The sequence below is a fragment of the Oscillatoria sp. HE19RPO genome (genome assembly GCF_024220515.1).
In the GTDB taxonomy this organism is placed as follows: Bacteria; Cyanobacteriota; Cyanobacteriia; order Cyanobacteriales; family Laspinemataceae; genus Laspinema.
This window is the reverse complement of sequence record NZ_JAMXOT010000358.1, coordinates 1-12,126: the sequence shown is the minus strand read 5'-3', so window position 1 is coordinate 12,126 and position 12,126 is coordinate 1. Positions and strand designations below refer to the sequence as shown.

At 46.0% G+C, this 12,126-nt stretch carries 14 protein-coding genes and 1 tRNA gene; 9 read left to right on the top strand and 6 right to left on the bottom strand.

Annotation, left to right across the window (positions count from 1 at the left end):
- Window positions 1-259 precede the first annotated feature (259 nt).
- The 6 genes from NG833_RS26465 (at window position 260) to NG833_RS31090 (ending at window position 5,107) form a co-directional block, all read left to right on the top strand.
- On the top strand, window positions 260-1,777 hold the full coding sequence (locus tag NG833_RS26465; RefSeq protein ID WP_309143885.1) for a flavocytochrome c: 1,518 nt from the start codon (window positions 260-262) through the stop codon (window positions 1,775-1,777).
- Window positions 1,778-1,781: 4 nt separating this feature from the next.
- Window positions 1,782-2,390 carry a class I SAM-dependent methyltransferase gene (locus NG833_RS26460; protein WP_254568265.1) on the top strand — a complete coding sequence of 203 codons (609 nt, stop codon included), beginning with the start codon at window positions 1,782-1,784 and terminating at the stop codon, window positions 2,388-2,390.
- 44 nt (window positions 2,391-2,434) lie between these two features.
- Window positions 2,435-3,346 (top strand): 2-hydroxyacid dehydrogenase, encoded by a 912-nt coding sequence (locus NG833_RS26455; protein WP_254568264.1) that lies wholly within the window; start codon window positions 2,435-2,437, stop codon window positions 3,344-3,346.
- 27 nt (window positions 3,347-3,373) lie between these two features.
- Window positions 3,374-3,826, top strand: coding sequence for a type II 3-dehydroquinate dehydratase (locus NG833_RS26450; RefSeq protein ID WP_254568263.1), 453 nt, complete (start codon window positions 3,374-3,376; stop codon window positions 3,824-3,826).
- A complete protein-coding gene (locus tag NG833_RS26445; RefSeq protein WP_254568262.1) occupies window positions 3,804-4,763 on the top strand; it encodes an arginase in 960 nt (319 codons plus the stop codon). Before NG833_RS26450 ends, NG833_RS26445 begins: the two co-directional genes overlap by 23 nt.
- A 149-nt stretch (window positions 4,764-4,912) precedes the next feature.
- On the top strand, window positions 4,913-5,107 hold the full coding sequence (locus tag NG833_RS31090; protein ID WP_375293960.1) for a transposase: 195 nt from the start codon (window positions 4,913-4,915) through the stop codon (window positions 5,105-5,107).
- Here NG833_RS31090 and NG833_RS26440 read toward each other — a convergent pair.
- The 4 genes from NG833_RS26440 to NG833_RS26425 all read right to left on the bottom strand — a co-directional run bounded on the left by NG833_RS26440 (window position 5,092) and on the right by NG833_RS26425 (window position 8,031).
- Window positions 5,092-6,318 (bottom strand): pyridoxal phosphate-dependent aminotransferase, encoded by a 1,227-nt coding sequence (locus NG833_RS26440; RefSeq protein ID WP_254568261.1) that lies wholly within the window; start codon window positions 6,316-6,318, stop codon window positions 5,092-5,094. The genes NG833_RS31090 and NG833_RS26440 overlap by 16 nt on opposite strands.
- Before the next feature lie 40 nt (window positions 6,319-6,358).
- Entirely contained in the window at window positions 6,359-7,339 is a 981-nt protein-coding gene (locus NG833_RS26435; RefSeq protein ID WP_254568260.1) for a hypothetical protein, read from the bottom strand.
- Between the two features lie 253 nt (window positions 7,340-7,592).
- On the bottom strand, window positions 7,593-7,868 hold the full coding sequence (locus NG833_RS26430; RefSeq protein ID WP_309143884.1) for a ParB/RepB/Spo0J family partition protein: 276 nt from the start codon (window positions 7,866-7,868) through the stop codon (window positions 7,593-7,595).
- 7 nt (window positions 7,869-7,875) lie between these two features.
- The gene (locus NG833_RS26425) at window positions 7,876-8,031 is read right to left on the bottom strand and encodes a hypothetical protein (protein ID WP_254568259.1); all 156 of its coding nucleotides are present in this window, start codon (window positions 8,029-8,031) and stop codon (window positions 7,876-7,878) included.
- 664 nt (window positions 8,032-8,695) lie between these two features.
- Here NG833_RS26425 and NG833_RS26420 point away from each other — a divergent pair.
- The gene (locus NG833_RS26420) at window positions 8,696-8,839 is read left to right on the top strand and encodes a hypothetical protein (RefSeq protein WP_254568258.1); all 144 of its coding nucleotides are present in this window, start codon (window positions 8,696-8,698) and stop codon (window positions 8,837-8,839) included.
- 650 nt (window positions 8,840-9,489) lie between these two features.
- Here the strand turns inward: NG833_RS26420 and NG833_RS26415 are convergent.
- Window positions 9,490-9,681: a hypothetical protein gene (locus tag NG833_RS26415; RefSeq protein ID WP_254568257.1), complete on the bottom strand. Its 192-nt coding sequence runs from the start codon at window positions 9,679-9,681 to the stop codon at window positions 9,490-9,492.
- A 191-nt stretch (window positions 9,682-9,872) separates the two neighbouring features.
- Between NG833_RS26415 and NG833_RS30660 the strand changes: the two genes are divergently transcribed.
- Window positions 9,873-9,995, top strand: coding sequence for a hypothetical protein (locus tag NG833_RS30660; protein ID WP_256556173.1), 123 nt, complete (start codon window positions 9,873-9,875; stop codon window positions 9,993-9,995).
- Window positions 9,996-10,299: 304 nt separating this feature from the next.
- Here the strand turns inward: NG833_RS30660 and NG833_RS26410 are convergent.
- A tRNA-Val gene (locus NG833_RS26410) sits at window positions 10,300-10,373 on the bottom strand.
- 322 nt (window positions 10,374-10,695) lie between these two features.
- Here NG833_RS26410 and NG833_RS26405 point away from each other — a divergent pair.
- Entirely contained in the window at window positions 10,696-11,850 is a 1,155-nt protein-coding gene (locus NG833_RS26405) for a sulfate ABC transporter substrate-binding protein (protein ID WP_254568256.1), read from the top strand.
- Window positions 11,851-12,126 lie beyond the last annotated feature (276 nt).

Below are 12,126 nucleotides of genomic sequence, written 5' to 3'. Positions count from 1 at the left end.
AAAAATAAAACCTTCAAAAAACCCGCAGGCTCAAGCCTGGGGCTACACGGACAAAGCGGTGCCTGCGCGGGCTAAAAGAGCCTTGTTAGGTGCGATCGCATCAAAGCAAGGATGATTTATTTGTTGGAATCCCCTAAGAGCAATTTGATGGCCCCAAAGAGTGATGGAATGTAGAGGCGCCCCTACAAATACACCTTGACAGGGCTAGAGTTAAAATCCTTACCAGTATGCACCCCGAACCCTGGCTTGCTGCTGGGGAATGTCTTTTCTCACACTCCCCTATCAACTTCCTCTACTTAACACAGAACTTTGCACTGTCCAGTTAACTAAGTGCCATTCGGATATGAAAAGCATGAACAAGACTAACACTGATGTCGTAATGGATATCGTAACTGATGTCGTAATAGTGGGGAGTGGATTTGCGGGACTCAGTGCAGCGATCGCCGCCGCTCAAGCAGGAGTATCCGTCATTCTGGTGGAAAAAGAAGCAAGCTGTGGGGGAAACTCCCTGGTCAGTGGTGGTGTTTTGACCGTCGTGGGTTCCCCGATTCAGACACGAGAAGGCATTGCAGACTCCTTTGCCTTGCTCAAGCAAGATATGTTAACCGCAGGCAGACAACTGAATAATGTGGCTTTAGTTGAGACGATGGTTCAGGAATCCTACCCAACGCTGCAATGGCTTACAGAGGAACTAGGGGTAAAATTCAAGGATCGGGTCGATCAGTATGGGGGTCATTCTGTACCCCGCAATCACAGCCCTGAAACGCTTTCAGGCTCTGCAATCCTGACCGCAATGCTGACTCAGGCCAAGTCCCTAGGGGTTGAGATTAGAACCCAAACCCGACTCATTCGGCTCTTGACAACACCGGCTCAAACGAACACCACGCCTCCGATGGTTACGGGGGTTGTCGTCAAAACCCCCGATCGGGAGATTAAGCAGATTGGGGTAAATCAGGGCGTTGTATTAGCGACTGGTGGGTTTTCTGGCGATCGCACTTTTCTGCACCAACAGGCTCCCCACTTACCGACTGGACTGGATCATACCAACGTCCCCCATGCCACCGCCGAAGCCCTGATTGAAGCGATACGGATTGGTGCCCAAGGCATTGATTTGGATCAAGTACAGCTGGCCCCCTGGGTCTCACCGGATGAAACGGGATATGGCATTGCCCCTCTATTTGCCAGTTACACCGTTTTAGCCTATGGGTTGGCCATTGATCCGGTAACTGGAAAGCGTTTTATTAATGAGCTGGCCGATCGCAAAACCTGGGTAGACACCCTATTGACCCTGGGACATCCTTGTATTGGCATCGCTGATACGGCGGGTATGGAAAATTCTGGGATTGATATTGAACCCTATTTAGCCGATCGAGCAGTCGTCAAGAAATTTTCAACCCTATCCTCCCTCGCCGCAGAATATAGCATTCCCGACACCGCATTACAGCAAACCCTGGATCGATACAACTACTTTGTGGGACAACTGCATGAAGATCGAGATTTTGGCAAATCCTTACGCGATCGCGCAAAACCCTTAAACCCGCCATTTTATGGTGTACGCTTATGGCCTAAAGTGCATTACACCATAGGGGGGGTGAAAATTGATCCTCAAGCACAGGTTCTTGGGGTTGGGGATCTTCCCATTGCCGGACTTTACGCTGCGGGTGAGGTCACAGGTGGAATGCATGGGGCTTGTCGTTTAGGGGGCTGTGCCATGACAGAATGTATTGTGTTTGGTCGCATGGCAGGGCAAAATGTAGCCAAGCATAGCATTACTTAAAATCATGATTAGTCATCAAGAACGATACGATCGCTGGGCCCCCGATTACAATCAAGATGTTGCAGAAAGAAACTATGATGGCCCCCAATATATTGTCAACTATCTTATGGAGCTAAAAGACAAAGGGCAAATTGCTATTCATCCAACCCCTGAGTTCAAAGTCATTGATGTGGGGTGTGGATCGGGCCTCGTGGGTCAAGCCTTACGAAACCAGGGTTATCACCATATCGATGGAACAGATTTATCCCAAGGCATGATCGGGGAAGCTCAAAAAACAGGAGCCTATCAAACCCTGATTGGCTGGCAAGATTTAAATCATCCCCTCCCCTTTTTTCTACAGGGTCAGTATGATCTGACCATTTGTTGTGGCGTATTTGCTTTGGATTTTGTCAAACCTGAGTCCTTGAAATGGTTAGCCGAAGTTACTAAACCGGGAGGACTTGTCGCCCTGTCTACCAAGACAACCTATTACGACACCTACGATTTTGAAGGCTATTACAAGCAATTACAAACAGAGGGTAAAATTCAACTGATTGATTGTCGGATGAATCAGCCTTATCTCGGTGCTGAAGCCGATGGTCATTACTGGGTGTTTTCAGTCAAAGCGATGTGAAAAAATAGGATCGAAATAGCGCCCAATAATCTGCAAGTTAAAAAATGGTAAAAACCTGTTTGTTTGTCAATAATCGCGAGCCTTACCCTGAAACCTGTTTTGACCATATTTCTGGTATTGATATGGTGTGGTACCAGGATCATTCCGATCGCTTTTCCTTAGAAGAAGCCATCACCAACAATCCCACCACCGAGATCTTAATCACCACCCTGATGGACTGGAGTGCAGCTCATCTTAAGCAGTTTCCCAACCTTGAACTGATTATTACGATTACGACGGGAACTGACTACATTGATAAAAATTACTGTCAACAGCACAACATTAAAGTCCTTAATACCCCTGGCTTCACGGGGACATCCGTTGCTGAACATGCCGTTGCCCTAATGTTGGCCGCAGCAAAACGGTTGGTTGATTTTAACCACAAAATTCGCACAGGTGACTATCAAATCTTTGAGCATCAGGGCATTGAACTGTTTGGCGCTCAAGCTGGCATTATTGGCATGGGCCGGATTGGATCGCAGGTTGCCCAAATGTTACAGGGCTTCGGGATCAACGTTGTCTACTGTAACCGCACTCAGAAGGTCAGTGATTTTGGGGTGCAGGTCGATCTCGATACATTAGTGAACACTAGCGATATCATCTTTTTAACTCTCTCCTTAAATGAGACTTCTCGTCAGATGATTAATCAAGACACCCTTGCTAAAGTCAAACCCGGTGCTATTCTCATCAATATTTCCCCTGACGATCTCATTGAGTTTTCTGCCCTCCAAAGCGCCTTAACCAAGGGTCAGCTCTCCTATGCGGGCTTAGATATTCACCATGAGGACGATCGATTCTTGAACCTGCCTAACACTATTTTGACACCTCGCCGTGCTTGGTATACCCAAGCTGCCTTTGAGCGTCGGATCAAAATTTTTAGTCAAACCCTTGCCGATTATATGCAAACTCAGCACTAGCTAGTATTCTGTCAGGATTATTTTGCGATGACTCTCAAGCTTTTACTCATTCAGGGGGCGAACATGGCCTCTCTGGGCGATCGACAAGGTAGTACCTATGGCGATCTCACAGCCGATCGACTTAATCAAATGTTGCAACAGCATTCCAGTAAATTGGGCTACAAACTCGATATTTTTTACACCAATATTGAAGGTGAAGCGATTAATAAAGTCTATGCTAGTGTGACGGATGGCATTGATGGCATCCTGGCAAATCCAGCAGGCTTCACCTACAATGCTTATGCTCTGAGAGATTGCCTCACCTACGTTGCCCCTCCCTATGTGGAGATTCATATCACCAATATTGATAAACGAGAGATCAAATCAGTTCTATCCGTGGCAGCCGCAGGAGTTGTCTATGGATTTGGTATTGATTCCTATTTTATCGCTCTTGAAGCAATGTTGAGACTGCTTAATCATGAAATCTATCAAAATCATTGAAATCTGTTCTGAACTCGGTGCGGCCCAATTGGGAGCGAGTATGGGGCCTGATGCAATTCGCATGGCTGCCCACAAAGCGGGGAGTGATTTTTTTAGCAAATATCCAACGATTCGATTGCCCGATCGCAATTATTTGTTATCCAATCGCCAGCACAATCAAGGCTGTTCTCACGTCAAACGACTTCGCTATATCCTCGAAACCTGCCAAATCGCCTGTAATACAGTCGCAGAAGTATTGGAGCAGGGTGAGTTTCCTCTCGTGTTTTCAGCAGATCACTCCTCGGCTGCCGGAGTCATTGCCGGAGTTAAGCAAGCCTATCCTGAAGAACGCCTCGGCATTATTTGGATTGATGCCCACAGCGATATGCACTCTCCCTACACCACCCACTCTGGCAATATGCACGGAATGCCCCTCGGTAGTGCGCTAGGCTTGGATGCAGAAGCCAGAGAATGGTTGAATACTAAGCCCAATCCCTTGCCCTTGGCAACCCAAAAACAATGGACGCACCTGAAGGAGTTGGGAGGCATTTCACCCAAGGTACAGCCTCAAGACTTAATTTTGATTGGGGTGCGCTTCTTTAAACCGGAGCATTCTATTTTGATTCAACAATTAGGAATTACGCTCTACAGTGTGGCCGACATCCGAGAGCAAGGTGTAGCATTGCATATCGAGCAAATCAATCAGCAGATCCAGGATTGCGATCGCGTTTATGTTTCCTTTGATGTGGATAGTTTAGATTGCCATACCGTCTCTTTTGGCACGGGAACGCCTGAACCGGATGGGTTGTATTTGTCTGAGGCGATCGCCCTGCTAAAATCGATCGTGGCGAATCCTAAAGTCTGCTGTTTGGAGATTTCGGAAGTGAATCCTGTCTTGGATAATAAAGGTAACGCAATGGGTGAGGCTGCTTGGCAAGTCTTAGAAAAGATTACTTGAATATGACCGATAAACTGACAATACAGCGCTTTGCGCCCTCTGTGGGGGAATGGGGGAATGGGGGGAGTAAACAACAGACTCAATCTAGCGAGTGAGGTATTTTAGCGATCTATAACAACCGCCATTAATGTACCTCATAACAGAGAAAACTGCTGTATTTATCTCCCTACTCTCCAGATTTTAATCCCATTGAAATGTGGTGGTCACAACTGAAGTCTTTTATTTTTGATTTTTCTCCTACTACTAGCTCTATGATTGATACTCTTCTGGCTGTAGCCCTTGACTTAATTAATCCGAAACATTTAAGAAATTGGTTTGCTCATTGTTGCTACTGTACCTCATAACAGCGCGAAGCGCTGTATGTTCGATCGCTTCTGGCTGGCAGCGATTTTCTTGGGGTTATGGAAGATGGATTCGCGACAAATTGTGCATTCATTAAATAATTGGCTAATCGGGATAATCCTATCTCAATATGATGAGAAGGACAAGCAAAGTTTAAACGGAGAAAAGCATTATCGCTCTGGTGAAAATCAACCCCCGGAGTCGAACATAAGGCATGGTTTTGAGCCAAATCGAGAGATAATGCCATTGCACTTTCCTCCGCTTTCGTCACATCAACCAAGGCAAAAAAACCGACTTGGGGGTGAGTGCGAAGAGATAAGCCTAAATCTTGGGCTGTCTGTTTGAATAAATCCCAATTTTGCCGGAGCATTCTACAATGTTGGTTCACCAAAAGATCCCAATGGGGCATCAGTTTGGCAGCGATGATTTGACTGGGTAAACTAGTACACATATTCAAAACAGCCTTTACATTAGTCATCAGCTTAACCTGAGCTTCAGGCACAATTAAATACCCGACTCGAAAACCTGCAATGGCCAGAGATTTAGAGAGACTATTGACAATCAGGTGGCGATCGCAATAGGAAATAGCACTTGGGATAAATTGATCGGTTAAGGGCAAGGATTGATAAACTTCATCAAAAATCACAGGTACTCCTAAGCTGGCGATCGCCTCCAACTCTTCCTGACCTAGGAAAGCTCCGTAGGGGTTGCTTGGAGAATTAATAATAATGGCTTGGGTTTGGGAGGAGATGTACTGGGGTAACGCTTCGAGATCGATCGCGCAACCCTTCATGGGGACAAGGCAACAAGTCCCATTCAATATCTCTACCATCACTTTATAGGCAGGATAACAGGACTCTGGCAAAATCACCTCTCCTCCCGGTTTCAGCAGCATCGCTAAGGCGATCGTCAATGCACCCGATGCGCCATCCGTAATGCACACGCGATCGGGTGTTAGATCGTAGTTATACCAATCCTGATAATACCGGCAAATGGCAAGGCGCAAATCCATCATGCCGTTGATATCACCATAACCAATGTAGTCCTTCAGCAACGTATTGCTGAGTTGAACATTAACGCGATCGAATGGGTTGAAAGAGGACATCCCCTTGCCCAGGTTGATCGGTTCAAACCCCTGATGTTCAGTTGTCTCAAACGCCTCCATAACAACATCCATCGCCAATGATGGATAAGAGCAGTAATATTCATTCATAGATGTACCTACCTCATGTGTTTTCTCATAAGGCGTTCTATCACAAAACGGGGGATCTTAAGGTATCGATCGCGCCTAAAACTGATTCCAGGGTCTTATAATCCTGTCGGGACACCCGGCTGACCAAATCATGCAGGTTGTTGGTATATTTCTCTTCTAACTGTTGACTCCAAACCGGATCGATATTTTTCTCTGCCAATTTTCGATAAAGCTGTTGAACAGCAAGAGGAGGATGGGTAAGGGGTAAATGATCTTGACAAAATTCTCTGACTGCCACTTCCAGGTCGATTCCTTCAGGCTGAAGTTGGTGATGGGTCAGATATCCTTCTAGAGAGGTATTGCCACCAGCTAACCCGAAACTGTTTAGCGTCACGTCTATCCATTCGCAACCATAAGCGACAGCCCGATCGGAATTCCGAATCGCATATCCCTGAGTATCATGGGCATGAAAACCAAGGGCTTGTGGGCAAATTTCCCGCGCACTCGAAATCAATGTCTGGACATCGCTGGGATAAAGGGCCCCTCTAGAATCGGCAAGATAGACAATATCGACATCCCTGGAGACGGCGATCCTGCTAAGTAACCCCTTAATTTCCTCAAGGGAATAAGATGATACACAAATGAGATTGAGACTGATGCGGATATCATTATACTGTTGCTTGATGGCGTGAGCTATCTCTAAGGCATGATCTATCAGCTTGGCAGTGCAAGGCATTCGTAATAGTGAAATATGCTCAAGTTTATCAGCTACTGCGGCTTGCCAATCCCCATCTGCCGGATTCAACATACAGACTAGATTCATGTCTGGGTGAAACTGTCGAAGTTTAGCGAGAAATTCTGGCGGACAACCATTGACCGCAGTTGTTTGCAATTGGGGCGATCGGACAAACCCAACTTCAATATTGCGTAAACCCTGTTGATGTAAAAAGGCCAATAAATGGTTCGCATTTTCCCACGAAAACTGCCAATCGTTTAGGTAACCTCCATCCCTCAGAGTTACATCTAATATAGTCTTTAGCATGTTATAGCTCGGTTTCTTGGGCATGGAATCAGCAAAATAAATTAGTTTAACTAATAACGATAAGTTATAAAAATACTGACTAAAAATTGATTAATTTTAATCGGTAGTCATTGCATTCGTATTGGTGTTTGTATTGGACGGAGTAACAGTAGTCGATGCACTAGAGGCTGAAACGGCTGGGGTCGCCAATGGGGATTTGGTACTGGGATTAAGCGATCGCGCATTGCTCTGAGTCTCAGATTCAGTGACCAGTCTACCACCGCACCACCACCGGGATTTCAGTCAGTCCAACGGTTTTGGCGGCTTTATACCGGCGTTCCCCCGCTACTAACTCATACTGGTTTTCCCCAACTGGTCGCACGATAACCGGCTGAAGAATACCATGTTGTTTGACACTGGCAGTCAGTTCCGCCATTGCCGTTCCATCGAAGTAGCTCCGGGGTTGGAACTGCGAGGGAGAAATTTGGTCGAGCGAAATTGTCTTGCAGGCAGACGACGAAAAAATCGGTTGAGTATTCTTGTTATCCATCTGCCTTCTAGCCGTCAAGTTGAACGCTACGAAAAAAAGTGCCGGATGCCTCTGAGTGCATCGGTTTAATGGCAGTTAGCATCGACTGGAGTTGATCGCGCAAACCCTTCCCAAACCCGTTCGGGATGAGTTGGCTTGCGACCTGTAAGTACATAAGCATCATAGTTTTTATGATTCTATCTCTATCTCTAGAAGTAGTCTCTAGTTTTTATGCTTTTTTACGAGTTTTGTAATAAAACTTTATTAAATTCGCGGGTTTTTCACGTTGATATATTGCACTTAATTAAAGAAAAATTCCTTAAAACTTTATACTGTAAAGACTGTAAGCAAATAATTTACATTAATTTGCACGAAATAATCCCTAAAGTAGTTGATTCGCAAGTTGATGCTAAATTCAACGAATGGTTTAGCTAAAAATAGCTCGCAATGCAGTAGCAATCGCTACAGAAAAACCTTTGATGTTATATTCAACTAATAATCTAATCGCATCAGTAGGCTCCAGTGCGATCGCCCGGTAAGCGCAGCTATCCACTCATCCCGATCGCCACTCGGTCAACAAGGGCAATCGAATCTCATCCCGTGCCGCTCGCGCCCTTCGGTTGCGTTCCAGCTACAGTGCCGAGTCCCAAATCACTGAAATCCAGACACAGTAAGCATTTTGAGAGTGAGCAGAAGTCCCCTGAAAAATGCTTTCCTTATAAATAACCCGACATCTGCTCACCCTGCCCCCACGCATCCAGGCACCAGAGCGATCGCCATTGCACGGGAACGCGACTGCCCACCAAAACGCGATCGCATCCAGCAGTCATGGATCCACAGTCAGATTGATGCCCCCGATCTCATCACAACCACCAGAACGCGATCGCATCACAAGCACCAAAACGCGATCGCATCAACAGTCACGGATCCACAAGCAGATTCGTGCAGCCGATCGCTCGCAACCACCAAAACGCGATAAGCCTACGGCATAGCTGCGCTTACCGCAACGAATCCGTTTCCCCCTAAAGTGTCGGGTTCGCAGAGAGGCGATCGCAACCGAATCCAATCAGATAACTCTCAGACCTAACAGTTATCTCAGAACCGATCGCCCCTGGACTCAACCGGATAACTCTCATATCGGTTGCCACATTATTTGTCGCCGTTGACAGATTAATGTCGCCTTGGCATCAATCATTTTGTCGGTGCTTCTCCCACGGTTTCGGCAGTTATCTGATTTCTGATTCTCCAGTTGCCGATGGCGCAGAAGAAGCCTACTTACAATCCCTTGCCAATACCTTTTACAAGAAACGACATCTAATTTGTCAAAATTACAAAAGACGACATTTAATTTGTCAAGCCTAGTTTGGGGTGGGTTAAAGTGTAAAAATAGCCTAAACCTTTATGCACAGAGGGATTCAGCCTATCAAGTTCAGCGACATTAATTTGGCAAGACGACATTTAATTTGGCAACCGACAATAGACCTCTTGCAAAAAAAATCTATGTTATAATCAGAAGTTTTGAATTTTAGACCCCAGAGCCAACTCATAATTGTAAAGTGCTGCCAACAAATTACAACGGAAACCATTCGGCCAAAATTAAGCAAAACTTTTCATTATAGCATAAAATTATTTTGCAAGAGGTCTAATGGGGCCATTCGGTTGGTAATTTGGCACGACGAGATAATTCGTTTTCAACCAGAACTCTTGCCACGGATAATCCTATCTCCCACGCCACCCAAACAATGGCTCCCAGGCTAGAAGCTGTTTCTAGCTTAAGGATGCGGGTTTCCCCTGAAAGGATTTCATCAATGATTCGTTCCAATAATGCTATCATAGAGGTACATGAAAAATTTTTGGAAAAGGAATGTGTGCAATCACATTCCTTTTTTATTTTACCCCAACCCCTCCCCTGAAGCGGCTCCCGATACAGACCCGAACGGGACTCCTCCCCCAACTCCTAGATGCGCCCCTAAGTGGGACATGAAATAGCCATAAAATCCATCAAAAATTCACCCGTCATAACCGTTGGAAGTGTTCCCAATGCGAGGGTTTGGAGATGTTTTATTCCTAGAAGTCATGGCTTGCCGGTTGTGGTGTGGAGGAGTAACTGCATTCAGGGGAGAGACTGGGCAGGCGATCGCCTCTTAAGGGAACTCCAAAAAATAAAATCTCCAAAACGTTCGTTCGTAGTGAATGCTCAACGAAGTCAATGTAGGGGCGCAAGCATTGCGCCCCTACACATACCTTCCTTTCATCAGTTGAACGGTTGGATGATTTATATTTTGCAATCCCCTAAGCATTAGTCCACTACCCAGTCATTGGTTACCGCAAAAACAGCCTTGAACCCCATCGGGTTAAAGGCAACGGCTTGAGTCTGTGTGATCACAAGACTCCCTGACAATCCAGGCACGGGGGATAATCCCCAATTGACTGTTATATATAATCTTTTCAATGGACACAACTGGACTCGAACCAGTGACCCCCACGATGTCAACGTGGTACTCTAACCAACTGAGCTATGCGTCCTCACCAACAGTTTATAAATGTAGCATAAGGTATTGGAAAAAAGCAAGGGGTTTTTTCCAATTTATTGAATTTCTTGCGAAATCCTGATGAGCAATCGATTTGAGCGGCTCTCTTCCCCATAAATTACAAATTGCCAACTGATGTCAGGAGAATCAAGCCCCATCTCCGGGAGCATTCAGGCCCTGTGAGTAGCCTATTTCTAGCGCTCTCAGAATTTTAAAAAAAACACTTGCTTTTTATTAAATTTTCCGATACTGTTGATTGTCATCCCAAAACAACAGTATCCCGACCAAGTTGCCGTAGATTAAACCGAGGTAGATATATGGCGCAATGGCAAGCGATCGCAGACGAAAAAAACCCCTCTGCTCAAAACCGCAGATTAGGGAGTGGGGGTTTTAGGCTAGGGACCCTCGTCCGTTGGGGGAAAGAATGGTTTACAAATCGCGGGAAGTCTCGAAGTATTCCCAAATCACTGTCATGGTTTCTAGTGGGACTGAGCTTGAGCGCGGCGATCGCCGCTTGTGGAGGTCCCACAGCAAGCGGTGATACCGTCCAACTCACCCTCGTGTCTTATGCCGTCACTCGTGCCGCTTATGAGCAAATCATTCCGCAATTTGCACAGCAGTGGAAAGAACAACATAACCAAGAGGTCACCTTTACCCAAAGTTATGGGGGTTCTGGTTCCCAAACCCGATCCGTCATTGATGGATTAGAAGCGGATATCGTTGCCTTAGCTTTGGCATTAGATACCCAACAAATTGAAAAAGCTGGACTGATTGAACCCGGGTGGGAACAAGAAGCACCTAACAATGCGATCGTGCATAAATCTGTTGCTGCTTTAGTCACCCGAGCGGGGAATCCTAAAGGCATCAACACCTGGCAAGACTTAGCCAAAGATGATGTCAGCGTGATTACCGCTAATCCCAAAACCTCTGGGGGTGCAAGATGGAATTTCCTAGGTCTTTGGGGTGCCATCACCCAAACCGGAGGGAATGATACCACTGCCAACGAATTTACTCGTCAAGTCTTCCAGAATGTCCCCGTCCTTCCCCGAGATGCTCGCGAATCCAGTGATGTCTTTTTCAAACAAGGTCAAGGGGATGTCTTAATCAACTATGAAAACGAAGTAATTTTGGCAAAACAAAATGGCCAAGAACTTCCTTATGTGATTCCCGATGTGAATATTTCTATCGATAATCCCATTGCTGTGGTTGATGCCAATGTGGATAAACATGGCACAAGGGAAGTGGCAGAAGCCTTCGTCCAATATTTATTTACTCCAACCGCTCAACGGGAATTTGCAAAAGTCGGCTTTCGGCCTGTAGATCCGAACGTTTCTGCTGAATTTAGCAATCAATTTCCGCCGATCCAAACCTTGTTCACCGTTGCTGACTTGGGAGGATGGGATGCAGTGCAAACTAAATTCTTTGACGATGGCGCTATCTTTGACACAATTTTGAGCCAAGTCAGCCGATGAGAGTGGAGTATCTCAATTTGTTGAAGAGACCTAACCCCCCAGCCTCCTTCCCTCCTAGGGAAGGGGGAGCAAGACCTGTCAATTCCCATTTTAGGCAAAATTGAGATGCTCCCGATGAAAGTGCATTACAGTCCACTAAGGGTATTCCAACAAATAAATCATCCTTGCTTTGATGCGATCGCACCTAACAAGGCTCTTTTAGCCCGCGCAGGCACCGCTTTGTCCGTGTAGCCCCAGGCTTGAGCCTGCGGGTTTTTTGAAGGTTTTATTTTTTGG